The following is a 25,001-nucleotide window of genomic DNA, read 5'->3' on the forward strand; positions in this document are numbered from 1 at the left end:
GATCTTCCCATGAGTTTTCGTCATTGTGTCGCCGTTGATTTAGGCGCCTCCAGCGGGCGGGTGATGCTCGCCGGTTATCAACCCGGGCAGCAAACGCTGGCGCTGCGTGAAATTCACCGTTTTACCAATAGCCTGCAGAAGGTGGATGGTTTCGACTGCTGGGATCTCGATAGCCTGGAAGGGGAAATTCGCCGCGGTCTGGAGAAGGTCTGCGAACAGGGCATCCTGATCGACAGCATCGGCGTCGATACCTGGGGCGTGGATTATGTCCTGCTGGATAAAGCGGGCCAGCGCGTCGGCCTGCCGGTTTCCTATCGCGATTCTCGTACCCAGGGGCTGATGCGCCATGCCGAAGAGCAGCTGGGCCGGGCGGAGATCTACCGCCGCAGCGGCATTCAGTTTCTGCCGTTTAACACCCTTTACCAGCTCCGCGCGCTGGTTGAACAACAGCCGGAACTGGTCAGCCAGGCCGCGCATGCGCTGCTGATCCCGGACTACTTTAGCTTCCGCCTGACCGGCAACATGAACTGGGAGTACACCAACGCCACCACCACGCAGCTGGTCAACATTAACAGCGATAACTGGGATGAAGAGCTGCTGAACTGGAGCGGCGCGCCGCGCGAATGGTTCGGTATGCCGACGCACCCCGGCAACGTTATCGGCCACTGGATATGTCCGCAGGGCAATAACATCCCGGTGGTCGCCGTCGCCAGTCACGATACCGCCAGCGCGGTTATCGCCTCGCCGCTGGCCAGCAAAAACGCCGCGTATCTCTCTTCCGGCACCTGGTCGCTGATGGGCTTTGAAAGCAAAACCCCCTGCACCAGCGATGCGGCGCTAAAGGCCAATATCACCAACGAAGGCGGGGCCGAAGGCCGCTATCGGGTACTGAAAAATATTATGGGTCTTTGGCTGCTGCAGCGGGTGCTCAAGGAGCAAAACGTCAGCGACCTGCCGGCGCTGATCGCACGCACCGCTGCGCTTCCGGCCTGCCGCTGCGTTATCGACTGTAACGATGACCGCTTTATCAACCCGGACAACATGAGCGCGGAAATCCAGGCCGCCTGCCGCGAATCCGGGCAGCCGGTTCCTGCCGGCGACGCCGAGCTGGCCCGCTGCATTTTCGACAGCCTGGCGCTGCTCTACGCTCGGGTGCTTAACGAACTGGCGGCGCTGCGCGGTCAGCCGTTCAGCCAGCTGCATATTGTCGGCGGCGGCTGCCAGAACGAACTGCTCAATCAGCTTTGCGCCGACGCCTGCGGCATCACCGTGGTCGCTGGCCCGGTTGAGGCCTCCACCCTGGGCAATATCGGCATTCAGCTGATGACCCTGGACGAGCTGCACAACGTCGATGAATTCCGTCAGGTCGTACGGCAAAACTACGCCCTCACCACCTTTACCCCCAATCATGAAAGTGAAATTGCCCGCTTTAGCGCGCAGTTTCAGCCACAACAGACCAAGGAGCTTTGCGCATGACCACTCAACTTGAACAAGCCTGGGAAATTGCCAAACAGCGCTACGCCAGCGTCGGCGTGGATGTCGAGGAGGCCTTGCGCCAGCTGGACCGCCTGCCCGTTTCCATGCACTGCTGGCAAGGCGATGACGTCGTCGGTTTCGAAAACCCGGAAGGAAGCCTGACCGGCGGTATTCAGGCCACCGGCAACTACCCGGGGAAAGCGCGTAACGCCAGCGAGCTGCGCGCCGACCTTGAGCAGGCGTTGAGCCTGATCCCCGGGCCAAAACGCCTGAACCTGCACGCCCTCTATCTGGAATCCGACGCGCCGATAGCGCGTAATGAAATTAAGCCAGAGCACTTTAAAAACTGGGTTGAGTGGGCGAAAGCCAACAAGCTGGGGCTGGATTTTAACCCCTCCTGCTTCTCGCATCCGCTGAGCGCTGACGGCTTTACGCTGTCGCACGCCAACGATGAAATCCGCCAGTTCTGGATCGATCACTGCAAGGCCAGCCGCCGCATTTCCGCTTACTTCGGCGAACAGCTGGGCACGCCGTCGGTGATGAATATCTGGATCCCGGACGGCATGAAGGATATTACCGTTGACCGCTTCGCGCCGCGCCAGCGCCTGCTGAACGCGCTTGATGAAGTGATCAGCGAGAAGCTGGACCCGGCGCACCATATTGACGCCGTAGAGAGCAAACTGTTCGGTATCGGCGCGGAAAGCTACACCGTCGGTTCCAATGAGTTCTATATGGGCTACGCCACCAGCCGCCAGACTGCCCTGTGCCTGGATGCCGGCCACTTCCATCCGACGGAGGTCATCTCCGATAAGATTTCCGCCGCCATGCTCTATATCCCGCGTCTGCTGCTGCACGTAAGCCGTCCGGTACGCTGGGACAGCGACCACGTGGTGCTGCTGGATGATGAAACCCAGGCCATCGCCAGCGAAATCATCCGCCACGATCTGTTCGACCGCGTGCATATCGGTCTCGATTTCTTCGACGCCTCGATCAACCGCATCGCGGCGTGGGTGATTGGTACCCGCAATATGAAGAAAGCGCTGCTGCGCGCTCTGCTGGAACCAACCGAGCAGCTGCGTCAGCTGGAGCTCGACGGCGATTACACCGCCCGTCTGGCGCTGCTGGAAGAGCAGAAGTGCCTGCCGTGGCAGGCCATCTGGGAAATGTACTGTCAGCGTCACGATACGCCGGCAGGCAGCCAGTGGCTGGATAACGTACGCGCTTATGAAAATGCGGTTCTGAGCCAGCGCGGGTAATGCCTGGACTTCCCCGGACGCAGCCGGGCTACGAACCGGTAGCCCGGATAAGCCATTTACGGCGCAATCCGGGGGCTCGCACATATTCAGGGCGAGGGGCCAACCCCGCGCCGAATCAACAGGAAAGACAAGACTATGCAGACCATTATCGACGCCTGGTTCGTCCAGGGCATGATTAAAGCCACTTCCGACGCCTGGCTGAAAGGCTGGGACGAGCGCAACGGCGGCAACCTGACGCTGCGCCTCGACGAAGCGGATATTGAACCCTACGCGGCGGATTTCCACGCTAAACCGCGCTATATCGCCCTGAGCCAGCCGATGCCAACGCTGGCCAACCAGCCGTTTATCGTCACCGGTTCCGGTAAATTCTTCCGTAACGTCCAGCTCGACCCGGCGGCGAACCTCGGCGTGGTGAAAGTCGACAGCGACGGCGCGGGATACCATATTCTTTGGGGTCTGACCAACGATGCGGTACCGACATCCGAGCTACCGGCGCACTTCCTGTCGCACAGCGAGCGCATCCGCCTGACCAACGGCAAAGACCGGGTGATCATGCACTGCCACGCCACTAACCTGATTGCCCTGACCTACGTGCTGGAGAACAACAGCGATCTGTTCACCCGTAAGCTCTGGGAAGGCAGCACCGAATGCCTGGTGGTCTTCCCGGACGGCGTCGGCATTCTGCCGTGGATGGTGCCGGGCACCGACGAAATCGGCCAGGCCACCGCTGAGGCGATGCAGAAACACTCGCTGGTGCTGTGGCCGTTCCACGGCGTCTTTGGTAGCGGCCCCAATCTGGATGAAACCTTCGGCCTGATCGATACCGCCGAGAAATCCGCTGAGGTGCTGGTGAAAGTCTATTCAATGGGCGGGATGAAACAAACCATCACCCGCGAAGAGCTGGTCGCTCTTGGCAAACGCTTCAACGTTCAACCGATGCAGTCCGCGTTAGACCTTTATCAATAACAACATCGCGCCCCGCTCATCGAGACGGGGCGAAACATCACCTGCAAACCCTACCAAACTGACTCTTGTGGAGTAAAAGCAATGAAAACAAAGACAAGCTTGATCCTCACCGTTGCCATCCTGGCGTTGTCCGGTTCCGCTTTAGCCGAAGTCAAAATCGCCCTCGTGGCGAAATCATTGGGAAATGGATTCTTCGAAGCAGCGAACGTCGGCGCGCAGGAAGCGGCCAAAGAGTTAGGCGATGTCAACGTGATCTATACCGGCCCGACCACCACCACCGCCGAAGCACAGATCGAAGTGCTGAATGGTTTGATCGCCCAAGGGGTGGATGCGATCGCCATTTCCGCTAACGATCCCGATGCCGTGGTGCCGGTGCTGAAGAAAGCGATGCAGCGCGGCATTAAGGTGGTCTCCTGGGACTCCGGCGTCGCGCCGGCGGGACGCCAGATCCATCTTAATCCGTCCAATAACGCCTTGATTGGCGAAACCAACGTTAAGCTCGCCGCCGATGCGCTGAAGGCGCTGAACGTGGAAAAAGGCGAGGTGGCGATTTTAAGCGCTACCCCAACCTCCACCAACCAGAACATCTGGATTGAGGAGATGAAAAAGGTGCTGCCGCAGTATCCGTCCGTCAATCTGGTGACCGTCGCCTACGGTGACGATCTGTCGGATAAAAGCTACCGCGAAGCGGTGGGCCTGCTGAAGTCATATCCTGACCTGAAAGTAATTGTTTCGCCTTCGTCGGTGGGGATCGTTGCCGCCGCGCAGGCGGTGAAAGATCAGGGCAAAATCGGCAAGGTCTACGTGACTGGCCTGGGGTTGCCATCGGAAATGGCGGGGGCGATTAAGTCCGGCGCCAGCAAAAGCTTTGCTATCTGGAATCCGATCGACCTTGGCTATGCCGCCACGTATCTGGCCGACGATTTAGTCAAAGGCACGGCGACCAAAACCGAAGCCAATATGGGCAAGCTGGGCAAAGTGAAGCTCGACGCCGACGGTAGCGGCGCGATGGCCGAACCGTTCGTCTACGATGCGAGCAATATCGATAAGTTCTCGAAGATTTTCTAACCCTGCTTCCTCACCCCGGCCCGCTCCCGAAGGGAGAGGGAGAAAGCCAGGCCCTCTGCGCAATGTTGGCAGAGAGCTCTGAGCGGTTCCCTCGCCCCTTTGGGGAGAGGGTTAGGGTGATTTTACGGAGAACTATCATGTCAGCATCCACCCCACTGCTGTCGCTTAAGGGCATCACCAAGGTTTTCCCCGGCGTGCGCGCACTTGAGAACGTACAGCTCGATCTCTGGCCCGGCAAAGTCACCGCCTTAATCGGCGAAAACGGCGCGGGCAAATCCACGCTGGTCAAAGTGATGACCGGTATTTATCAGCCCGAAGAGGGCGAGATTCTCTATAAAGCGATCCCTATCCAGCTGCCGACCCCGGAGTCAGCGCACAAGGTCGGGATCACCGCCATTCATCAGGAAACCGTGCTGTTCGACGAGCTGTCGGTCACTGAAAATATTTTCGTCGGCCAGTATCTGCATCGCGGTCTGCTGAAGAGGCTCGACTGGCCCGCCATGTACCGCAAAGCCAGCGAGATTCTCACCCGCCTGGAGGTGCAGATTGACCCGCGCGCGACGTTGAAAACCCTCAGCATCGCCCAGCGCCATATGGTGGCCATCGCCCGGGCGCTCTCCTTTGAAGCCCAGGTGGTGATCCTCGATGAGCCGACCGCCGCGCTCTCACAGCATGAAATTCTGGAGTTTTATCAAATCGTTGAGCGCCTGAAGCAGGACGGCAAAGCGATTCTTTTTATCTCGCATAAGTTCGATGAGATTTTCGAGCTGGCAGACTACTACACCATTCTGCGCGACGGCGTTTACGTCAGCTCCGGAGCGATAAACGACATCACCGAAGAGCGGATGGTGGCGATGATGGTGGGCCGCGCGATTACCCAAACCTACCCGAAAGTTGACTGTACCCCAGGGGAAACGGTGCTGGAGGTGCAAGACCTCTGTCACCCCACCGAGTTTGCCCATATCAATTTCAGCCTGCGCAAAGGGGAGATTCTTGGCTTTTACGGCCTGGTGGGCGCCGGGCGCACCGAGCTGATGCAGGCGCTCTCCGGGGTCTCGACCCCCTCCTCCGGCAACATCGTACTGAAGGGCAAAGCGATGCGCTTTCGCCAGCCGGCCGACGCCATCAACGCCGGTATCGTCTGCGTGCCGGAAGAGCGGCAGAAGCAAGGAGCGATTATCGCCCTGCCGATCGCCCAGAACATCAGCCTGCCGCAGCTCAGCAAACTCAACCCCAACGGCGTACTGAACGACGCCCGCGAATGGCGGCTGGCGGATGAGTACGCTTCGCGCTTACAGGTCAAAGCTTTTAGCTGGCGGCAGGCGGTGGAAACCCTTTCCGGCGGCAATCAGCAAAAAGTGGTGATCGGCAAATGGCTGGCGACCCATCCCGAGGTGATTATCCTCGACGAACCGACCAAAGGCATCGATATCGGTTCCAAAGCGGCGGTGCACCAGTTTATGTCCGAACTGGTCAGCCAGGGGCTGGCGGTCATTATGGTCTCTTCGGAGCTACCGGAAGTGATGGGCATGGCCGACCGGATTATCGTGATGCACGAAGGGCTGATGGTCGCCGAGTATCGCGCCGGTGAAGCGACGGCGGAAACCATCGTCAGCGCCGCCAGCGGCGCCGGTCGGGAGGCAGCGTAATGGGCAAACAGCTGCTTAAACACCGCGAAGCGCTGCTGGCGGCGGTGATCGTTTTGCTGATCGGCGCTATCGGCAGCCGGGCGCCGTCGTTCGTCTCGCCGGGCAATCTGGTGGAGATGTTTAACGACACCGCCATTCTCATCATCCTCGCCCTCGGCCAGATGATGGTGCTGCTCACCAAAGGCATCGATCTGTCGATGGCCGCCAACCTGGCGCTGACCGGGATGATCGTCGCCCTGCTCAACGCCCACTATCCGGGTATCCCGGTGGCGGCGCTGCTGGCGCTGGCGACCCTGCTGGGCCTGCTGATGGGGATGATTAACGGCCTGCTGGTCTGGCGGCTCGGCATTCCGGCCATCGTGGTCACGCTGGGCACCATGAGTATTTATCGCGGGATTATCTTCCTGCTTTCCGACGGCGGCTGGGTGAACTCGCACCAGATGAGCGCCGATTTTCTCGGCCTGCCGCGCGCCTCGCTGCTGGGGCTGCCGCTGCTGAGCTGGTGCGCCATCGCCGCGCTGCTGCTGGTGGGCTATTTCCTGCGCTACAGCCGCACCGGTCGGGCTTTGTACACCGCGGGCGGCAACGCGACGGCGGCGTACTACACCGGGATTAACGCCGGGAAAATGCAGTTTGTCAGCTTCTGCCTCTCCGGCGCGCTGGCCGGGTTCTGCGGCTATTTGTGGATCTCACGTTTCGCTGTCGCCTATGTCGATGTCGCCAACGGTTTTGAACTGCAGGTGGTCGCCGCCTGCGTCATCGGCGGCATCAGCACCATGGGCGGAACCGGTCGCGTGCTCGGCTGCCTGTGCGGGGCGCTGTTCCTTGGAGTGATTAATAATGCGCTACCGGTGATCGGTATTTCGCCGTTCTGGCAAATGGCCATTTCCGGCGCGGTGATCGTCATTGCGGTGCTGCTTAACGAACGAGGCAATAAAGGCCACGGACGGTTAATCCTGCGCGACGCGGCATTAGCCCGACAGAAACAGGCGGTGAAATCATGAGCAAAATGATGATGTCTGAAGAGATGAAAAGCGTCCCGGCCGCGCCGTCGCCGCTGCGCCGCTTGCTGTGCTGGGAAGGTTTTCTGCTGGCGGTAACCCTGGCGGTATTTATGGTTAACGCCCTGGCATCCCCCTGGTTCCTTAATATCTGGAATCTGTTGGACGCCACGTTTAACTTCACCGAAAAAGCGATCATCGTGCTGCCGATGGCGATGCTGATTATCGCCAGAGAGATCGACCTTTCGGTAGCCTCGACGATGGCGCTGAGCTCAACGGCGATGGGCTTCTGCGCGGCAGCGGGTATGGATACGCCGCTGCTGGTGGCCGTCGGGCTGGGCGTGGGGCTGCTGTGCGGCCTGTTCAACGGTATCCTGGTGACGCGCTTTAACCTGTCGTCGATTGTGATCACCATCGGCACCATGAGCCTGTATCGCGGGATAACCTACATTCTGCTGGGCGACAAGGCGCTCAATCACTACCCGGACAGCTTCTCCTGGTTTGGCCAGGGCTACGTGTGGGGCGCGCTCTCTTTTGAGTTTGCGCTGTTTATCCTTCTTGCTGCCGCCTTTACCTTCCTGCTGCATAAAACCAACTTTGGCCGCCGGACCTACGCCATCGGCAATAACCCGACCGGAGCCTGGTACTCCGGGATTAACGTCAAGCGCCACAACCTGATGCTGTTTGCGCTGGTCGGACTGATGGCCGGCCTGGCGGCGGTTCTGCTGACCTCAAGGCTCGGTAGTACCCGCCCGACGCTGGCGATGGGCTGGGAGCTGGCGGTCGTCACGATGGCGGTACTCGGCGGCGTCAATATTCTCGGCGGTTCCGGCAGCATGGTGGGGGTGATTATCGCCGCTTTCCTGATGGGGCTGGTGACGTTTGGCCTGAGCCTGCTCAACGTGCCGGGCATCGTGATGTCGATCATCATCGGCGCGATGCTGATTGTGGTTATTTCGCTGCCGATTATTACCCGGCGGATTTTGCAACGAAGACGAATTTAATTTCCCCTTTACCCTAAATCCCGGAGGCGGTGCTACGCACCTGTCCTGGCTACCGGCCTGCAGACGCCAGTGAACCTGTAGCCCGGGTAAGGCGCCAGCCGCGACCCGGGAGCAGGTGAAGGGAAACGGATTACCCAAATCAACATTAAGGAGAATTATCATGAGTTTTATGTTGGCACTACCCAAAATCAGCCTCCACGGCGCGGGCGCAATCGGTGATATGGTTAAGCTGGTGGCAGGTAAAGGGTGGGGTAAAGCGCTGATCGTCACCGACGGTCATCTGGTCAAGATGGGTCTGCTCGACAGCCTGTTTACCGCCCTGGATGAACAGCAAATGTCTTATCATCTGTTTGATGAGGTGTTCCCTAACCCAACGGAAGCGCTGGTGCAAAAAGGCTACGCGGCGTATCGCGAGGCCGGGTGTGATTACCTTATCGCCTTCGGCGGCGGCAGCCCGATCGATACCGCTAAAGCGGTGAAAATCCTCACCGCCAACCCGGGGCCATCGACCGCCTACTCCGGCGTCGGCAAAGTGAAAAACGCCGGGGTGCCGCTGGTAGCAATCAACACCACAGCAGGAACAGCCGCGGAGATGACCAGCAATGCGGTCATTATCGACGCCGAACGTCAGGTGAAAGAGGTGATCATCGACCCCAATATCATTCCCGATATTGCCGTCGATGACGCCAGCGTGATGCTTGATATCCCGCCGTCCATTACCGCCGCCACCGGCATGGACGCGCTGACCCACGCCATTGAAGCTTTTGTTTCCGTTGGCGCGCACCCGCTGACCGATGCCAATGCCCTGGAAGCGATTCGCCTGATCAACCAATGGCTGCCGCAAGCCGTGGACGACGGGCACAATCTTGAAGCCCGCGAGCAAATGGCGTTTGGCCAGTATCTGGCGGGCATGGCGTTTAACAGCGCCGGTCTTGGCCTGGTGCATGCGCTGGCTCATCAGCCGGGCGCTACCCACAACCTGCCGCACGGCGTGTGCAACGCCATCCTGCTGCCGATCATCGAAAACTTTAATCGCCCGAACGCGGTTGCCCGTTTCGCTCGCGTCGCGCAGGCGATGGGCGTCGATACCCGCGGCATGAGCGATGAGGCAGCCAGCATGGAGGCCATCAACGCCATCCGCGCGCTGAGTAAACGCGTCAGCATCCCGCAAGGCTTTAGTCAGCTTGGCGTTAGCAAAGCCGATATCGAAGGCTGGCTGGACAAAGCGCTGGCCGACCCGTGCGCGCCGTGCAACCCGCGCACCGCCAGCCGCGACGAAGTCCGCGAACTGTATCTGGAGGCATTATGATCCGCAAAGCTTTCGTGATGCAGGTAAACCCGGACGCGCATGAAGAGTATCAGCGCCGCCATAATCCCATCTGGCCGGAGCTGGAAGCGGTGCTGAAAGCCCACGGCGCGCACCATTACGCGATTTATCTCGATAAAGAGCGCCATCTGCTGTTCGCCACGGTGGAGATTGAATCCGAAGCGCGCTGGAACGCCGTCGCTGGGACAGAGGTGTGTCAGCGCTGGTGGCAGCATATGCGCGATGTTATGCCGGCCAATCCGGACAACAGTCCGGTAAGCGCGGAGCTCAAAGAGGTGTTTTATCTCGATTAAATCCATGACGGCCCCGCTGCATTTAGCGGGGCCACCGCTTCAGATCGAAGAGCGTTACATCGTTCCGGGAACGGGCGTGGCCCTGAAGGCGTTTACCGCCCTGTCCATCAGCACCCGATCGTCGCTTCCGCTATCCAGTATCGTGTTTTGCGCGGATTCTTTTTCTACCTGCACGGCAACCGCATCAAGCTCCTTTAACCTGGCCGTCGTCAGCAAAGCGCTGACCTGCGCCGCAAAGCAGGCATCCTCTTCGGAGGGCTGCGCCTGCGCCGCTGACGTCTCCGTGGTCGCCACGATATGGTTATTCGCAATATAATTCCCTTTCCCGGAAACCAGCCGGATGATGACCGGTTTTATTCCCAGCGGCTTGAGATACTGGATATCAATCGTTTCGGAAATATGATTGGCAATCAACGAATTATGACTACCATTGATATGCAGCAGACCATAGGCATCATCCAGGCCGTTGTCATAGGTCTGCATCGGCGGCCAGGGTTCGCGATCGCGGAAAAAATGATTGGCCGCGATGAGATTCTCCGCACTGTTATTCTCCAGTACCAACATCCCTGGATAAAATGAGTGCAACCGATTACCGGTCACGGTAGAACGAACAACGCCAGATAAATGAACGCTGCTGGCGCCACGCGGAAAGATATTATTGCCAGAAATTAATAACCCACCAAAGTTTTGGGCATAAATCGAATAGCCTTTATAGCCTGCGCCAATCAGGTTATCGGTTATTTTAGAAGCCTGTCCAGCGCCACGAAGCTCGATGCAGTTGCCGCATTCGGCGATAAAGTTATTATGGATCGCCATAGCATCACTATTGTACGTCGTGAGACCATGCTCAAGATAGATAAATCCCATGCCGGTAATCCGGAAAGCATCCTGAGCGCTGGCGATATAAATCCCGGTTTTGCCGTTAATATAGCTATTTTCCGGATCGTTGTTTCCCAGCCCATCATCAATAAAATGCAAGCCATCAATACAGAAGTTTTCAAACGCCACTGAACTTATTCGCGGTGCTCCGCTGCGTTTCACGTAAAATGCAGCGCCAGCGTGTTCTTCATCACCGGGCTGCGGGCAAAGATCGACCAGGATACGGCTACCACCCGGCCATATATCATGCAAATTCGCCCACTCGTCAGCCGGCGTATTAAAGCGAATACTTGAAGAGACAAACCCGTGTCCGGCGCCCATTATTTTTAAATAACTGATATCAATCAAAACCTGAGTCGTCAGATGATAATCGCCGGGCGGGATATAGATAGCGGCGCCGGGTTTTCCACCATTATTCATGTCGGTTGCGGTTTGCCGATTTTTAATATCGAGAATAATACTGTTGATAACTTCGCCGATATCCTTATACGGATTACCGATATGCCACTGCGTCACGTCATAATAATTATTATGCGTCATGAAGAACCTCCTCTGCTATGAACAGAAAATCAATTAAAAAAACTGTTTTGATTAACACTGATATTTAATGATAAATAATACGGATAGCCTGATCCGCTGGCGATTAATCGCGTCCTTTTTCCAGTTCACGTTTTGCAAGATCGGCTTTGATTTTTTCAAGGAACGCGTTATTCAGCTTGAAGTAGCGCACCAGATACGCGCTGATGAAATAGCTCACCATCGGCAGTAGTGAGAACATCATGATGATGCCCTGAATGGTCTGCGCATTTTGCTGCGGCTCATTAGCGACATAGCCGGTAAACGCCAGAATCCACGCGACGATAGCGCCGGCCACCGCCAAACCCATTTTCAGCATAAAAAGGTTACCCGCGAAGGAGATACCGGTCAGGCGCTTGCCGAACTTCCAGTCACCGTAGTCATCAACGTCGGACATCATCGCCCACAGAATCGGGCCTGACTGAATTAAATGCAGAACGTTAATAATGATGAATAACGCCATCAGCGGGGTCAGGGATTGCGGATCGATAAACCACAGCGCAAATGACAGAACACCGAGAATAATATTAATAATGCGGAACAGCGCGAGTTTATCAAAGCGATCGGTCAGCGGTTTGGCAAGCACGCTGCCCAGCATATTACAGGCCACGCCCAGCGCCATAAACAATGTGATAAATCCGACAGAGGCCTTCATCACATAGGTAGCATAATAAATGGTGACGCCGCCGCGGATGAAGGCCGGGAAAACATTTAGAAAGGTTATAGAGATCATCAATAGCCACTGATCGTTCTTGATAATATCCCGCAGGTCTTTCTTTAATGACTCGTTTTCCTTAACCGACACCACGCGCTCTTTTATGCTGGAAAAGCAGAAGAGAAACATCAGGGTTGCCGCGCCGCCCATAATCATCATCGTCAGCTGGAAACCGGAGGCGCGGTCGCCATTACCCAGCCAGTCCGTTAACGGCAAAATAGATGAGGAGATAATTAACGTTGCCAGTCCGTTAAGGAAAAAACGCCATGACAGGCAGCCCATACGCTCTTTCTGATTGAGAGTAATCACGCCGCCAACCGAGCAATAGGGAATATTGATCGCGGTATAAATCAGCGACATCATTAAATAGGTGACCCAGGCATAGATAATCTTGCCGTTCATGCTTAGCTCTGGCGTAGTGAACATCAGCACCGCACCCAGCCCAAACGGAAACGCCATCCATAATAACCATGGGCGGAACTTACCCCAACGGGTCACGGTGCGGTCGCAGATGGCCCCCATCAGCGGATCGCTAAAAGCGTCAAAGATACGGATAACCAGGAATAAGGTCCCCACAACTCCGGCACTTAAGCCATACACGTCGGTATAAAACCATGTCAGATATAGTGCGAGCACGCTCCATATCATTCCTGATCCGGCGTCACCCATGCCGTAGCCGATCTTCTCCCTCAGCCCCAGCTTTTCATAAGCGCTCGGCCTTTCCATTGCGGTAGCAGACATAAATATACCTATTTTTTTATTAAAAGGGACCCATGGCGCCAGTCGTCGCGCCATTGCTAAACATAAATCTTTTACAGGGTAGTAATATTAATTTTTACGCTGCTCTCACGAATAATTAACCGAGAGACAATTTCGTGCATTTCAATACTGTCCGGCTGCTGTTGATATTTCACCATCTGGAAAGCGAGATGAGCGATTTCACTTACCGGCTGCGCAACGCTGGTAATTCTTTTTGTTTGCGCCAGCAAGGTATTATCAAAACTGGCAATCGCAATATCTTCTGGAACGGCGATGCCTTTTGCTTCTAGCCCATCGATAAGATAGTTTGCCGCAATATCGTTATAAACTAACAGACATGTACAGGTTCGCTTCGGCTCGCTGAGTTTCTCAATAATATCATCAAGAATGCTTATATGACCTGAGACCTTCTCACCCTCACCTTTTGTTATCCAGAACGAATTATCTTTGGCAAGCTTTAAACCGTGACTCGCTATTTTTTTGCTGTACGACGATACCTTGCGGTTATCAACGCCTTCCTGGGCAACAAAACCAAATGCAACATGTCCGGTGTGTATGAAATGCTCCGCAATACTTTCAGCCCCGCGATCCTGATTAATCGATACAGAATTAAAGAACCGGGACACCTGCGTAACGACGACAACCGGGATTCGGGTAATAGTTAACCATTCTGAAAGACCGGCTTCTGCTTCTGTCGGCACCCATAGCAAACTGTCAATGCCCATCCCCACCAGGGTATGAATAATATGCTTATCTTGTTGCGGTTGATTCTGGTGCGTTTTGACGATCACCGATTTACCGATGTACCGGGCCTCTTCTTCCACTGTCGCCAACAGTTCACAGAAGTGAGGATTGACCAGATTAGGCACAACCACACCAATCAGTCCGGAACATTTACCGCTAAGCTGAAACGAACTTTTGCTGGGAACATAGCAAAGATAATCCATCGCCTCCCGCACCGCCTTACGCGTTTCCGCGACCACGCTGGGATGATTATTCAGGACTCGTGATACGGTTGCCGTCGAGACCCCAGCTCTTTTTGCTACGTCTTTAATCGATGCCATGGTAATTGAATACGCCTTCTGACTCCTGGAGCTCACTATAAATTGTGAGCTAAATCGAAAATGTAAGCCAGTTCACATGTTGTCGCGTTACATGGAATGACGTTTAGCCTTCGCAATTTTATTATTCCTTACATAGCTTAAAGACCGGACTATACAAAAGCATAAATCAGCGTAAAAGAATAATATATTATGTCAAAAAAATATTGCTGGTGGTCGTGTGGGATTTAGCTGAAAGGTATAGAACGCATAAAGGCGCCTCATCCTTTTTGCCGAGTAAACGACAGAGTGTCAGATGACATCTTCACTCAGGATGAGGCATGAGAAGTGCTGGCTTAATTATATATAGCGGCTACTGTTCATTAAAGTAATGTGCAATTTAATAGAATGTACTCTGGCTATAACGATAATTATCAGAAGAAATACTTAAAGCGCATCCGCGCGCCGTAGCGATCGTCATCATCCCCCTGACTCAGCTTGTCGTCGCTGTCGAGAAAGGAGTAATAAGCGCCGAGATAAATATTAAAGTTCTGCATGTTCATGACGTTCGGAATTTGATACGAGGCGTGCAAAGTATGAATATTGTAAGTGCCCTGGTCCTTAATCCAGCAGTCGTTCTCGCAAATCACGCCGGCATAATCGCTGATTTTATTATGCGCGTAGATATATCCCAGCTCAAAGCGCCGCCATAGCGCGTTCACCCCGGAGGTGAAATCCTTCTCGTTATTGGCATCCATATAAGCGGTATTCAGGTTTACTACCACACCATCCGCCGGGTCGCTCTTCAGGCCGTTCCAGGTCATGGTCAGGCCATAGCCGGTGCGGTCAGACTGATCGACGAAGTGACCCTGCGTATCTTTATAGCCGTAGGCATTCTGTACCACGTTCGCTTCCACGGCCGCCGCAACGGAAAATTCATCCTTTGCCCAGGACACCACCGGACGCAGGTACGCCACGTTCTTTTTCTGCTCCATGTCGCGACCGTGATAACCGCCGTCGTTATACAACGAAGTACCGTCTTCCAACAGTGTATTAAGCTCAAAATACCAGTTATCTAACTGTTTACTCAGTAAGAAGTTACCGCCTGCGTCAGAACGACCGCGTCCCTCTTTCATCATATAGATATAGCCATGACCGTCACTGTACAGGTCGTTAGCGGTATTTCCTGAGTGCTCAACGAAGGTATCCTGATTTAGCGGGAACATATCGTACGCCTCAAAACGCCCCACTTTCACCTTCCAGTCGTTCTCCTGACCAAAGAAGAAAACCGCATCATCAAGGTTCATCGAACCGGTCATGTCCGCTAGCGGCTGGATAGAGAACCCGGCAAAATAGCCGTTTTCCATTTTACGGATACCGTCAAAACCGAGCAGAATGCGGCCGTTTAAATCCCACTTATCATAGGTTGTATCGCTGCCAACGTCGGCATTGGTCATGGCCAGCAAGCCATGTTTGCTTTCCGCATCCATATTGAATTCGACATCGCCGTAGATTTTCAGATCGCCATAGCCGGATAATTTCAGCTCAGGAACTGAAATATTTTTTTTACTCTCAGCGGTCGGGGCCATGCTTTTAACCGCTACGCTGGTTTGCGCCGCCTGTATAGCGGAATTCTGCTTCGCCTGTAAATCCCGCACCTGGCCTTCGGCCACCGCCGCCCGGCTTTCAGCGGCGGCAAGCCGCGCTTCAAGCAGCTCCATCCTTTGTTCCAGCGTCAGATGATTATTTTTCGCTACCGCTGAACCGGTTATCAAAGACAAACCTATGGCTATCGATAATGCTGTTTTATTCATTTTTATTTTCCGGAGGTAAAAGAGGGCCAGGTGAGTCATAAACTCACCCGTATATATTTTTATTTTTTATATCAGGAAGATTTTCTATTTTATTATTGAAGTTCAGCCTGCGAACAGCTGATATTTATTTTTATCCTCATCGGTAATGTCTCTTAATACCCGACAAGGGACGCCTGCGGCGACAACATTTGCCGGTATGGAACGGTTCACCACGCTCCCGGCGCCAATGACCGAGTTTTTTCCGATAGTGACGCCAGGATTGATAATCACCCCGGTGCCCAGCCAGACGCCGTCTTCAATAACCACCGGCAAAGAGAACTGCTGCTGGGTGTGGCGCAGATCCGGATGGATCGGGTGGCCGGCGGTTGAAATCGTCACATTTGGCGCAAACATCACGTTATTACCAATGGTGATCTCAGCATCATCAACCAGCGTCAGATTAAAGTTAGCGTAAAAATTATCGCCAATGGAGATGTGAGTTCCGTAGGCAAAATTAATCGGTGGTTCTATCCAGCATTCTTTACCCACGCGGGCAAACATCCGCTGAATAATGTCGTTTCTTAATTCCTGGTTAAACGGATGGGAGTGGTTGTACTCATAGGCTCGCGCCTTCCCCATCAACCGCTGCTGCGGTAAGCCATATCCTGAATCAATATAGAGCTCGCCGCTGTTCATTCTTTCTTTCATATCCATCATACAAACCGCTCCTGTCACGGTGAATAATTGCTCCGTTGGCTAAACCGTCATAGCGCTATCGCTAATCTTTTCCGGCTTTGCCTTACCCGATAAGGTAAAGGCGGATATTAGCGTAACGGCCAGGGCAATTCCGCCGAGGATCATATAGGTGTCCTGGAAGCCGATGCGGTCATACATGTTGCCAGCAAAAGCGGAAAGGAAGATCGCCGCCACCTGTTTGGAAAACTGGAAGCCAACCAGATAAATCGTCGCCGACAGGCGGACGTCAAATACGCCGGTGATATATTTAAAGGCCCCTACCAGCAGGAACGGCACTTCCAGCGCGTGGAGCATTTTCAGCGCCACCACTTCCGCAGCCGTCGTGGCAAACGATGAACCGATCATCCTTGCCGCCATCACCATTCCGGCAATCAGTAACGTATTTTTCGCCCCGATGCGGTTAATAATCCACGGCGAGCTGAACATAATAATCGCGTTGCATATTTCCCCGGCGGTGGTCGCAAAACCAAAAGCGCGGGTGCCCGACTCCGGGGTGGCAAAAAAGGATTTAAAGAAGGTGGCAAACTGCTGATCGAAGACATCATAAACGCAGGCGACGCCGATGACGTACAGAATAAACATCCACATTTTGCGCTGGCGGAACATGCTCACGGCAGTTTTTAAATCCACCGCCGGACGATTGGCCCCTAAAGAATCCATCACCTGTGCGCTCTGACTGGCCTGCGGTTTAGCGATAGCCACCAGCACAACCAGTACCAGCGCGGCGGCGGAGCCCATCCAGAACACCCACTCCGGGTTAACGCTGAACAGCATCCCCGCCGTGGTGGCGCACAGGGCCCAGCCGAGGCAGCCAAAAGTCCGCGCCTTGCCGTATTCAAACCCGCTATTGCGGCTCACGCGTTCGATATAGGCCTCCATCGCCCCGGCGCCGGCGGAGAACACAAAGCCAATATAGGCTCCACCGCTCAGCGCGCCGAGCCAGATATTGGTTTTCAGCAACGGCGCAAAAACGTAGAGGAAAAAGGGCGCGATCAGCACCAGCAGCACGGTGACAATCCACATCAGATGCTTTTTCAGCCCCAGCTTATCGGAGATCACGCCCAGTATCGGCTGAAAACAGATAGCAAACAGCGACAGGCTGGAGAAAACAATCCCGGTCTCGGTTTTATTCAGGCCGATGACATCCGATAACCAGATCGGCAAAAACGGAAAGCAGGTGGCCATAATGAAAAAGTAGAGAAAGAAGAACAGCCCGAAAATCCAGAAATTGGGGTTGTTTTTATGGGTACAGACGGTCGGGTTCATGGTGTATTCCTCAAAAAGGGCCGCCGCGCGGCCCGTCGTCATCACACGCGTTGCAGGCCAATCAAAATGGCGCTTTCCGGGTCAAGGATTGGCAGCGCCAGCCCCGCCAGTTGCAACCACTCGCCGCTTACGGTCTGCGGCGTCGTCATCCATTCCGGCAGCTTACGCATGGTGTGGCCGCCCTCTCCCGTAATCTGAATATTCGGATGGTCGAGCAGCGTGACCTGGTAGCGCGCTCCCGCTTCCAGTCCCGGCACGCGCAGCGGCGCCATCAGGGTGTAGTCCGGCATCGCCAGCTGGCTGACGAGGAAAATCGCCTGGCTCCGGTCTTCGCTTACCACGCCGTGCGCCAGCGTCGTGGCGTCCGGCATATCGATACGCCACTGCACGCCGTGATGAATCACATCGCGCCACTGCTTATGCAACGCCGCGTATTTGCGGTAGCCGGCACGCTCTTGTTCGTCAGCGCTTACCGGGTCCAGCTCAAGCCCCATATGGCCGAACAGCGCCGTCAGGCCGCGAAACGCAATGCTGTGCTGGCGGAAGGTGGCGTGACAGTGGCGGTTGCCGATATGCGCGCCCATGACTTCCGGCGGGAAGAAGTAGCTCATGCCGCGCTGGATAGTGTTGCGCTCCAGGGCATCGTTATTATCTGAAGCCCAGAAGCGATGGCTGCGCTTCAGCACTTCGTAGTCGATTCGCCCGCCGCCGGAGGAGCAGGACTCAAATTCAATATGCGGGAAGCGAGCCACCAGCGTATCGAGCAGGCGATAGAACTGGCGGGTTTGCGCATCGGCGGCAGCTTTACCGTTATGCCCGGGCTGTACCAGTTCGCGGTTCATATCCCACTTCACATAATCCACCGCGTGCTCGCCCAGCAGCCAGCTCATCCGCTCCAGCAGATAATCAAAGGCTTCCGGGATATTCAGATTCAGCACAAATTGATGGCGCCCGGGAAGCGGCGTATAGCCCGGCAGCGCCAGCACCCAGTCAGGATGCGCGCGGTATAAATCGGAGTCAGGGTTAATCATTTCTGGCTCAACCCAGATGCCGAACTCCATGCCCAGCGATTTTACGTGGTCGATAACCGGGGTCAGACCGTGCGGATATTTTTGCTCATCAAGATACCAGTCGCCGAGCGCCGCCCAGTCGTCGTTGCGCCCTTTAAACCAGCCGTCATCAATGATAAAGCGCTCAACGCCCAGTTCCGCCGCCTCATCCGCCATGCGCATGATGTACTGCGGGTCGTGGTCGAAATAGATCCCTTCCCAGGTATTGAGATGCACCGGGCGCGGTTTGTTGCCCGGAAAGCGAATAATCCGTTCGCGCAGATAACGATGGAACTGCTGGCTCATGCCGTTCAGCCCCTGCGCTGAATAGCTACCGTAGAGGTGCGGAGTCCACAGGGTTTCCCCCTCCGCCAACGCCATTTCGCCCGCCAGATAGAGCGCTTCCGCCTGCAGGTAGCGACGGCCATCGGTTTTCACTTCCGCCCGCAGGCGATGGTTACCGCTCCAGCCCAGATGCACGCCCCATACTTCCCCCTGCATCTCGCTAAAGGCCTGGCTGCCGGTAATCAGCGCCGGAAAATGTTCATGGGAAGTGCGTCCGCGACGGTTTTCCAGCACGAAGCTGTCATGTTCAAGGAGCAGACGATGGGGCTGGAATTCGCGGATCCAGCGGCCATGAAAGGCCATGACTTCGCGGGCGCGCTCGGCGACCGGTAGCGTGACGGCCAGGCGATCTACCTGCCACGGCTGCGGACGCAGGTTGGTCAAGCCATGGCGAACGCTCAGCACGCCGCTGTTATCAAGCTGAATTTCACTGCATAACCGCAGGCCTGCCTGAGCATCTTCACTGATGATGGTTAAATTCTGCCCATCCTGCGCCACCTCGGTCGTGGTGAACATCGGCGAAGCGTCCAGCCCCTGACGGTGGCCTTCGATGCCCGGCGCGCCGAACAGGCCGTGACCCAGCTCAGCCATTAAGGTCACCGGTGAATCCACATCAAGACGACCATTGGCCACCGGGCGGGCAATGCTCAGGGCATCCTGCGGCGAAAAATGGCTTAAATGCGGCCCCCAGTAGATAATTTCGGCGAACGGGCGGGTTTTGATCACCACATCAGCCGCTGCGCTTTGCAGGCGTAAAATCGAATCAGACATCAGACTTCTCCACAACAAGGAATAGCTTACTGTTGATCCGAAACGTTTCGGACGCCAACCAAAACGTTTCGGATCCGTGATCGAGTTCAGGAAATTAATCTGACGGGAGGGGAATCAGGCAGTTTCGCCGGGGATAAATTCAGGCTGCCAGAGCACCTGGAGAGAGGCGAGATCGTCGCCGGCGATTAAGCGGCGAACCATGCTGGCTATCTGGCGGCCCACGCCCTGCCGGGTGGACTGGATCACCGCGCCCACCGGAGTTTCGATGATGCTGTCCTGCGGCAAACCATCATAAACCACCAGTGAGACGCGATCGGAGCCGGTAAGACGCCCGAGCTGGGCAAGTGCCATCGCCGCGCCGTCGCCGTGGGTGTTGCAATCGGTGACTATCGCCGTAGGCGGTTCGGGCAGACGCAGCAGCTCCATCGTCGCCTGAAACCCTCCGCGGCGGGTGGGCGACACGCTGCGCAGCCAGGTTTCCGCCAGCCCCGCTTCACGCAGGGCTTGCAGGTAACCATTGCGGCGCTGCGTAATAAACGCCTGATTGTTATTTTCGCTCAGCAGCGCTATACGCTGGTGCCCCTGGCTAATCAGATGGCGGGTTGCGCGGTACGTTCCCGCCTGGTTATCGAAATCAAACCAGGCATAGGGCTGTGGCAGACGGCTGCGCCCCAGGGCGAGAAAAGGAAAGCCGGAAGAGAGCAGCTGAATCAGGCGCGGATCATCGTCCAGAGTATGGGCAACAATCAGCGCATCAACACGACGACTCTGCACCATACGCATATAACCGTGTTTATCGGCCTGTTCGTCATCGGCTATCAGCAGTAAATCGATCTCATAGCGCGCCAGCTCGTGGCTAATCTCGCCGACCATCTCAAGGAAGACGTTGTTATTCAACGGCGCGGGACGCACGGGAAAAACGAGGCCGACGGCGTCGATTTTGCCCATTTTCAGGCGGCGCGCAAAGGTGTTTGGCCGATAGCCGCGACGCTGCGCTTCGGCCTCGACGCGGGCGCGCGTCTCCTGCGACACGTCGTCATAGCCGTTCAACGCGCGGCTGACGGTTGTAACCGAGATCCCAAGTTCTTTAGCAATGGCTATCAGCGACATAAGTTTCCCTGTCTTCGCGGGAGAATGCGGCTAGTGTCCCGCAATACGGCCATGGCGTCCACCCTACCGCCGTGACTAGTTCTGCTCGGCGACCAATAGCGCCTGGGTATCCGGTTCCAGCGCCTGGAAAACGTGCTCCCGATCGGCGGGATAGCAGATGTAATCCCCCTCTCCCAACTCTTCCGGCGCCTCCGTCAGGCCGACCCGCGCCCGCCCCTGGGTGATAATAATATGTTCCACGGAACCCGGTGGATGAGGGTGAGAGATACGGTCAGCCCCCGGCTGGGTTAGCAGGAGATAGATATCGCGCCGCGCGCCCGGCGGGCAGGCGGCGAGTAAAATCGCCTGATAGTTTGCCTGCTCGGCAATCACTTTCGTCCCCTCGCCGCGGCGGATCACCTGGGTGGTGTTGACCTGCGGCTCCAGCAGCCGGGCAAAAGGAATATCGAGGGCCACGCACAGCGCCCACAGCGTTTCCAGACTCGGGTTACCGTTACCGGACTCCAGCTGCGATAACGTTGATTTGGCAATTCCCGCCCGTCGCGCAACTTCAGCAAGGGAAAGACCGGTGCGCGCGCGTTCACGAACCAGGCTTTTGGCAATCAGGCTAATTGGCTGAGTCATCCAGCCCTCCGTGTTTTTTATAACGAACGTTTCGTTCGTCTTGAAATACGATTCTGTTGCGTTCATTATAATGGAAATTCGTTCGATATGGCTAAAGAGTATGAAACATCACTTCGCCAGTCTTAAAGGCGACACCCTCAGAGCAATTGTTTTAGTCTGCCTCGCAGTGGGCATCGTTGGTATGTCCTATGGCTCGCTGGCTATCGCCTACGGTTTCCCGATTTGGGTGCCCTTTGTGCTTTCGGTCAGCGTCCTGGCGGGCGCCTCGGAGTTTATGTTTATCGGCATTGTCGCCAGCGGCGGAAATCCCCTGGCGGCGGCGGCGGCCGGTTTACTGGTCAACGCTCGTCATATTCCCTTCGGCGTGACGGTTCGCGACCTGGTCGGCCAGCGCGCCGCCAGCTTCCTCGGCTGCCATATTATGAACGATGAAAGCGTGGTGTTTGGTCTGTCGCAGAAAACCCCCGAGCAGCGGCGGGCGGCCTACTGGCTGTGCGGTCTGGGCGTGGCGCTGATCTGGCCATTGGGCGCGCTATTGGGCGCGGGGGTCGGCAAACTGCTCCCGGCTCCGGAAACCATTGGCCTCGATGCGGTCTTTCCGGCCATTCTGCTGGCGCTGGTGGTTCCGGCATTTAAAAATCGCACCACCTTGATCCGCGCCTGCAGCGGAGCAGCTCTGTCGCTGGCCGCCGTACCTTTTGCGCCGGTTGGTCTGCCGGTTTTGCTGTCGCTGTTTGGCCTGCTGACGAGGAGAAAATAATGGGCAATATGACGCTGTTTATCGCCGGTATCGCGATTCTGTCGCTGGGCACTTACTTGATGCGCTTAGGCGGAGCGAAGCTCGGCAGCCGGCTGGCCTTTTCTGAGCGCTCACAGGCGCTACTCTCCGATGCGGCAACGGTGCTGCTCTTTTCCGTCGCGCTGGCAACCACCTTCTACGAAGGTGAACATTTTGCCGGGATGGCGCGGGTCCTGGGCGTGGGCTTTGCGGTATTTCTTGCCTGGCGTAAGATGCCGCTGATCGTGGTGATTATCGCCGCTGCCGTGGTGACGGCGCTGCTGCGGATGGCGGGTTTACGATAAAAGCGCCCACAGGCGCTTTTATCATTCTTCAGCCAGTTTAATCACTCAATGTATTAAACCATCTTACGAGCTGGTTATAGCTCGCCATGAGATGTTCAAAGGAGCCATCCACCATTTGCGGGGCGCCATCCATCAACATGGCTTCCCCAGACGTCAGCGGCGTGTTATCGCGAACGCGGCGGACGCGCGTTTTGGCATCCAGAAGGTACTTTTCCGCCGCTTCGATAAACGTCGGGGCTCTGATCTCACGCATCCGGGGACCTTTTTTGGTTTCGCCCTGTTTTGACTTCAATTGCTCAATTTGTTCACCCAGATCCTGGACGAGTTTCATCGCAGCATCGGTATCAAATTTATCCGCCTCAAGCGCCTGGTTAACCTTTTTGCTGGTCAACATAATGGATAGCGAATAGTAATCAAAAGACTTGCCTTCTTTGGCCTCAATCTTTTTCAACTGCTGTTCCTGACGGCGGTTATTAATTTCATGAATCGCTTCTGAGTAAGCATCTGATGCGGGTTTGAACGCGGCTAATGCCTGAATAAACTGAGTATGCAGCGCTTTGCCTTTAGCGAAAGCATCATCTTTATAATCTTGCTGTTCGTAATATTTATTCATCTTATTGATGACTTCTGCCAGCTTAATGGATGAATTAATATAAGGTAAAGCGAGATTATCGATAGGATCCAGCGACGGCTTTAAACTCGAAACGTGCGTCATATTGGCCAGGCACTTATCAAACTCTGCGGAAACATCCGTGATACCACCAACACTCTTTTCTTTTCCGGTGGGACCGACCTTCAGATCGTCTAACCAGCGAGCATAGTATTTAATGCTACGATAAATATCTTCATCGATATCATTATAGCACTCAATATATACGCTCATCTTTTCGCTAATAATGCGGTCTGGGCTGGCGTTTTTAACTTCCTTGTTATCTGCACCTGAAGATGCGGATGGACTAGCCGGAGCTGCTGCAGGAGCAGGAGCGCTTTCGGGTAATTTATTATCGTCGCATCCAACAAGCCCCATTAATAAGACGCAGCTTATTGCTGCCGCCAATAAATTCCTTTTCATAACTATCCTTTATTAAAAACAATTAAACCAATCTAAAGACAGGAGGATAAATCATATCGCATAATCGTTTTATGCCGATACAAAAAAAGCGCCCGCAGGCGCTTTTAAACTAATGATGTTATTTAGCCTGACTAAATCTGTGCTGCAATCCAAAGAATAACGCGCTCGATATCCAGCGGTTTTTGCTGATCCACGGTCAATACCGGCCCCAGTCGCATTGGTTCCGCCTGCTGCGCCAGCCGAGCCAGTTCCGGCAGATACTCTTCGCCCGGATGCCCCGGCTTACGATCGTGTAACCGGCTGGCATAGCGCGCCACCGCAAGCTCAGGCGGGATGTGATTCCAGACCTCCAGAACCTTTTCAACGCCCGCTTGTTGTAGCAGCTGCTGCAGCGTGTCGCGCGGTTGAAAGCCAAACCAGGCGTCAATGAGCCAGATGCAGCCTGCCGGTGACTGACCGACAATCGACCATATCACTTCATACGCGGCGCAGCCCAGTTGCCGGTTGAAGGACCGATCGATCCCGGTAAAGCACGCCATAAACGGCTCTTTAATACCGTCGATGGTCAGCTGCGGCAGATTAAACGCTGCCGATAGCTGCCGGGTGACGGTGCTTTTACCCGAGGCGGGAATGCCGTTAATTAAAATTACCGTTTTGCAGCCGGGTGTGAGATATCTGTTCATAGCAACGCAACGACCTCCTCCTTGCTGCTGGCGGCCCGCAGCTTCTCCATGGTCTCGTTATTATCGAGCAGAGCGACAATCGCACGAATCCCCTCTTCTATATGGGCATTGCTGTCCTGCGCGCCGAACATAATGACGATATCCGCCTTCTCGCTATCAGCAAACTGAATTGGCTTATCCAGCACAACAAGGCTAAAGCAGTTGCGCTTTACGCCGCACTCCGGTCTGGCATGCGGGATGGCGATGCCCTCATCAAAAACGTAATAGGCGCCATGATGCAGGGTATTATCGATCACCGCCTGACCGTAATCTGCCGAGATATATCCCTTTGCCACCAGCGGGCTGGCCGCCAGTTGGATCACCTTCTGCCAGTCGGACTCCGTGACGCCGACCTGAATCGCATCGGCCTCAATAAGCAGTTCTTTTATCGTCATTATCAC

At 55.4% G+C, this 25,001-nt stretch carries 23 protein-coding genes; 11 read left to right on the plus strand and 12 right to left on the minus strand.

The features are described 5' to 3' along the window. Positions 1 to 9 precede the first annotated feature (9 nt). The 9 genes from rhaB (at position 10) to rhaM (ending at position 10,040) form a co-directional block, all read left to right on the plus strand. The gene (rhaB, locus tag KO1_RS23140; protein ID WP_024274865.1) at positions 10 to 1,476 is read left to right on the plus strand and encodes a rhamnulokinase; all 1,467 of its coding nucleotides are present in this window, start codon (positions 10 to 12) and stop codon (positions 1,474 to 1,476) included. Next, the gene (rhaA, locus tag KO1_RS23145) at positions 1,473 to 2,732 is read left to right on the plus strand and encodes an L-rhamnose isomerase (protein WP_064407124.1); all 1,260 of its coding nucleotides are present in this window, start codon (positions 1,473 to 1,475) and stop codon (positions 2,730 to 2,732) included. The genes rhaB and rhaA overlap by 4 nt, the downstream gene beginning before the upstream one ends. 135 nt (positions 2,733 to 2,867) lie before the next feature. After that, positions 2,868 to 3,698, plus strand: coding sequence for a rhamnulose-1-phosphate aldolase (gene rhaD / locus KO1_RS23150; RefSeq protein ID WP_004107477.1), 831 nt, complete (start codon positions 2,868 to 2,870; stop codon positions 3,696 to 3,698). Between the two features lie 81 nt (positions 3,699 to 3,779). Next, a complete protein-coding gene (gene rhaS, locus KO1_RS23155; RefSeq protein ID WP_032729191.1) occupies positions 3,780 to 4,766 on the plus strand; it encodes a rhamnose ABC transporter substrate-binding protein in 987 nt (328 codons plus the stop codon). Positions 4,767 to 4,903: 137 nt separating this feature from the next. Then, on the plus strand, positions 4,904 to 6,415 hold the full coding sequence (locus tag KO1_RS23160) for a sugar ABC transporter ATP-binding protein (protein ID WP_024274862.1): 1,512 nt from the start codon (positions 4,904 to 4,906) through the stop codon (positions 6,413 to 6,415). Further along, positions 6,415 to 7,419, plus strand: coding sequence for an ABC transporter permease (locus KO1_RS23165; protein WP_064407126.1), 1,005 nt, complete (start codon positions 6,415 to 6,417; stop codon positions 7,417 to 7,419). The genes KO1_RS23160 and KO1_RS23165 overlap by 1 nt, the downstream gene beginning before the upstream one ends. Next, positions 7,416 to 8,420 carry an ABC transporter permease gene (locus KO1_RS23170; RefSeq protein WP_064407127.1) on the plus strand — a complete coding sequence of 335 codons (1,005 nt, stop codon included), beginning with the start codon at positions 7,416 to 7,418 and terminating at the stop codon, positions 8,418 to 8,420. Before KO1_RS23165 ends, KO1_RS23170 begins: the two co-directional genes overlap by 4 nt. Positions 8,421 to 8,580: 160 nt before the next feature. Next, entirely contained in the window at positions 8,581 to 9,729 is a 1,149-nt protein-coding gene (gene fucO, locus KO1_RS23175; RefSeq protein ID WP_047720477.1) for a lactaldehyde reductase, read from the plus strand. Next, the gene (gene rhaM, locus KO1_RS23180; protein ID WP_004107466.1) at positions 9,726 to 10,040 is read left to right on the plus strand and encodes an L-rhamnose mutarotase; all 315 of its coding nucleotides are present in this window, start codon (positions 9,726 to 9,728) and stop codon (positions 10,038 to 10,040) included. The genes fucO and rhaM overlap by 4 nt, the downstream gene beginning before the upstream one ends. A gap of 54 nt (positions 10,041 to 10,094) precedes the next feature. Here the strand turns inward: rhaM and KO1_RS23185 are convergent, their stop codons facing one another. The 9 genes from KO1_RS23185 to KO1_RS23225 form a co-directional block, all read right to left on the minus strand. Beyond that, positions 10,095 to 11,459 (minus strand): NosD domain-containing protein, encoded by a 1,365-nt coding sequence (locus tag KO1_RS23185; RefSeq protein WP_004116819.1) that lies wholly within the window; start codon positions 11,457 to 11,459, stop codon positions 10,095 to 10,097. A 103-nt stretch (positions 11,460 to 11,562) separates the two neighbouring features. Next, on the minus strand, positions 11,563 to 12,951 hold the full coding sequence (locus KO1_RS23190) for a glycoside-pentoside-hexuronide (GPH):cation symporter (RefSeq protein ID WP_004107462.1): 1,389 nt from the start codon (positions 12,949 to 12,951) through the stop codon (positions 11,563 to 11,565). Between the two features lie 71 nt (positions 12,952 to 13,022). Then, positions 13,023 to 14,033, minus strand: coding sequence for a LacI family DNA-binding transcriptional regulator (locus KO1_RS23195; RefSeq protein WP_004107460.1), 1,011 nt, complete (start codon positions 14,031 to 14,033; stop codon positions 13,023 to 13,025). A gap of 410 nt (positions 14,034 to 14,443) precedes the next feature. Continuing rightward, a complete protein-coding gene (locus KO1_RS23200) occupies positions 14,444 to 15,823 on the minus strand; it encodes a carbohydrate porin (protein WP_047720479.1) in 1,380 nt (459 codons plus the stop codon). A gap of 102 nt (positions 15,824 to 15,925) precedes the next feature. Next, positions 15,926 to 16,519, minus strand: coding sequence for a DapH/DapD/GlmU-related protein (locus tag KO1_RS23205; RefSeq protein WP_004107456.1), 594 nt, complete (start codon positions 16,517 to 16,519; stop codon positions 15,926 to 15,928). 39 nt (positions 16,520 to 16,558) lie between these two features. Next, positions 16,559 to 17,824, minus strand: coding sequence for an MFS transporter (locus tag KO1_RS23210; RefSeq protein ID WP_024274858.1), 1,266 nt, complete (start codon positions 17,822 to 17,824; stop codon positions 16,559 to 16,561). A gap of 41 nt (positions 17,825 to 17,865) precedes the next feature. Then, complete coding sequence (locus KO1_RS23215; RefSeq protein WP_004107452.1) at positions 17,866 to 19,989, minus strand: alpha-galactosidase; 2,124 nt, start codon at positions 19,987 to 19,989, stop codon at positions 17,866 to 17,868. Between the two features lie 114 nt (positions 19,990 to 20,103). After that, positions 20,104 to 21,099 carry a substrate-binding domain-containing protein gene (locus KO1_RS23220; RefSeq protein ID WP_064407129.1) on the minus strand — a complete coding sequence of 332 codons (996 nt, stop codon included), beginning with the start codon at positions 21,097 to 21,099 and terminating at the stop codon, positions 20,104 to 20,106. Positions 21,100 to 21,174: 75 nt separating this feature from the next. After that, positions 21,175 to 21,723 carry a helix-turn-helix domain-containing protein gene (locus KO1_RS23225; protein WP_004107447.1) on the minus strand — a complete coding sequence of 183 codons (549 nt, stop codon included), beginning with the start codon at positions 21,721 to 21,723 and terminating at the stop codon, positions 21,175 to 21,177. Between the two features lie 100 nt (positions 21,724 to 21,823). Here KO1_RS23225 and KO1_RS23230 point away from each other — a divergent pair, with 100 nt between their 5' ends. After that, positions 21,824 to 22,483 carry an AzlC family ABC transporter permease gene (locus KO1_RS23230; protein WP_016809579.1) on the plus strand — a complete coding sequence of 220 codons (660 nt, stop codon included), beginning with the start codon at positions 21,824 to 21,826 and terminating at the stop codon, positions 22,481 to 22,483. Further along, positions 22,483 to 22,806, plus strand: a complete 324-nt coding sequence (locus tag KO1_RS23235) for an AzlD domain-containing protein (RefSeq protein WP_004107443.1) — start codon at positions 22,483 to 22,485, stop codon at positions 22,804 to 22,806. The genes KO1_RS23230 and KO1_RS23235 overlap by 1 nt, the downstream gene beginning before the upstream one ends. Positions 22,807 to 22,843: 37 nt before the next feature. On the opposite strand, the gene KO1_RS23240 is transcribed toward KO1_RS23235, so the two are convergent. The 3 genes from KO1_RS23240 to KO1_RS23250 form a co-directional block, all read right to left on the minus strand. Continuing rightward, positions 22,844 to 23,878, minus strand: coding sequence for a YiiG family protein (locus KO1_RS23240; protein ID WP_004116813.1), 1,035 nt, complete (start codon positions 23,876 to 23,878; stop codon positions 22,844 to 22,846). Positions 23,879 to 24,009: 131 nt separating this feature from the next. Beyond that, positions 24,010 to 24,561: a P-loop nucleotide/nucleoside kinase family protein gene (locus KO1_RS23245; protein WP_024274857.1), complete on the minus strand. Its 552-nt coding sequence runs from the start codon at positions 24,559 to 24,561 to the stop codon at positions 24,010 to 24,012. Then, positions 24,558 to 24,995, minus strand: coding sequence for a PTS sugar transporter subunit IIA (locus KO1_RS23250; protein ID WP_004107437.1), 438 nt, complete (start codon positions 24,993 to 24,995; stop codon positions 24,558 to 24,560). Before KO1_RS23250 ends, KO1_RS23245 begins: the two co-directional genes overlap by 4 nt. Positions 24,996 to 25,001 lie beyond the last annotated feature (6 nt).

Origin of the sequence: Klebsiella oxytoca NBRC 105695, assembly GCF_001598695.1 — a bacterium.
In the GTDB taxonomy this organism is placed as follows: Bacteria; Pseudomonadota; Gammaproteobacteria; order Enterobacterales; family Enterobacteriaceae; genus Klebsiella; species Klebsiella oxytoca.

What these genes read in the sequence shown, in the direction of transcription:
- fucO (WP_047720477.1), top strand. Translation starts at nt 8,581, where the DNA reads ATGAGTTTTATGTTGGCACTACCCAAAATCAGCCTCCACGGCGCGGGC.
- KO1_RS23230 (WP_016809579.1), top strand. Translation starts at nt 21,824, where the DNA reads ATGAAACATCACTTCGCCAGTCTTAAAGGCGACACCCTCAGAGCAATT.
- rhaB (WP_024274865.1), top strand. Translation starts at nt 10, where the DNA reads ATGAGTTTTCGTCATTGTGTCGCCGTTGATTTAGGCGCCTCCAGCGGG.
- KO1_RS23205 (WP_004107456.1), bottom strand. Translation starts at nt 16,519, where the DNA reads ATGATGGATATGAAAGAAAGAATGAACAGCGGCGAGCTCTATATTGAT.
- KO1_RS23160 (WP_024274862.1), top strand. Translation starts at nt 4,904, where the DNA reads ATGTCAGCATCCACCCCACTGCTGTCGCTTAAGGGCATCACCAAGGTT.
- rhaS (WP_032729191.1), top strand. Translation starts at nt 3,780, where the DNA reads ATGAAAACAAAGACAAGCTTGATCCTCACCGTTGCCATCCTGGCGTTG.
- KO1_RS23250 (WP_004107437.1), bottom strand. Translation starts at nt 24,995, where the DNA reads ATGACGATAAAAGAACTGCTTATTGAGGCCGATGCGATTCAGGTCGGC.
- KO1_RS23190 (WP_004107462.1), bottom strand. Translation starts at nt 12,951, where the DNA reads ATGTCTGCTACCGCAATGGAAAGGCCGAGCGCTTATGAAAAGCTGGGG.
- KO1_RS23225 (WP_004107447.1), bottom strand. Translation starts at nt 21,723, where the DNA reads ATGACTCAGCCAATTAGCCTGATTGCCAAAAGCCTGGTTCGTGAACGC.
- rhaD (WP_004107477.1), top strand. Translation starts at nt 2,868, where the DNA reads ATGCAGACCATTATCGACGCCTGGTTCGTCCAGGGCATGATTAAAGCC.
- KO1_RS23200 (WP_047720479.1), bottom strand. Translation starts at nt 15,823, where the DNA reads ATGAATAAAACAGCATTATCGATAGCCATAGGTTTGTCTTTGATAACC.
- KO1_RS23185 (WP_004116819.1), bottom strand. Translation starts at nt 11,459, where the DNA reads ATGACGCATAATAATTATTATGACGTGACGCAGTGGCATATCGGTAAT.
- KO1_RS23165 (WP_064407126.1), top strand. Translation starts at nt 6,415, where the DNA reads ATGGGCAAACAGCTGCTTAAACACCGCGAAGCGCTGCTGGCGGCGGTG.
- KO1_RS23235 (WP_004107443.1), top strand. Translation starts at nt 22,483, where the DNA reads ATGGGCAATATGACGCTGTTTATCGCCGGTATCGCGATTCTGTCGCTG.
- KO1_RS23170 (WP_064407127.1), top strand. Translation starts at nt 7,416, where the DNA reads ATGAGCAAAATGATGATGTCTGAAGAGATGAAAAGCGTCCCGGCCGCG.
- KO1_RS23195 (WP_004107460.1), bottom strand. Translation starts at nt 14,033, where the DNA reads ATGGCATCGATTAAAGACGTAGCAAAAAGAGCTGGGGTCTCGACGGCA.
- KO1_RS23210 (WP_024274858.1), bottom strand. Translation starts at nt 17,824, where the DNA reads ATGAACCCGACCGTCTGTACCCATAAAAACAACCCCAATTTCTGGATT.
- KO1_RS23220 (WP_064407129.1), bottom strand. Translation starts at nt 21,099, where the DNA reads ATGTCGCTGATAGCCATTGCTAAAGAACTTGGGATCTCGGTTACAACC.
- KO1_RS23245 (WP_024274857.1), bottom strand. Translation starts at nt 24,561, where the DNA reads ATGAACAGATATCTCACACCCGGCTGCAAAACGGTAATTTTAATTAAC.
- KO1_RS23215 (WP_004107452.1), bottom strand. Translation starts at nt 19,989, where the DNA reads ATGTCTGATTCGATTTTACGCCTGCAAAGCGCAGCGGCTGATGTGGTG.
- KO1_RS23240 (WP_004116813.1), bottom strand. Translation starts at nt 23,878, where the DNA reads ATGAAAAGGAATTTATTGGCGGCAGCAATAAGCTGCGTCTTATTAATG.
- rhaA (WP_064407124.1), top strand. Translation starts at nt 1,473, where the DNA reads ATGACCACTCAACTTGAACAAGCCTGGGAAATTGCCAAACAGCGCTAC.
- rhaM (WP_004107466.1), top strand. Translation starts at nt 9,726, where the DNA reads ATGATCCGCAAAGCTTTCGTGATGCAGGTAAACCCGGACGCGCATGAA.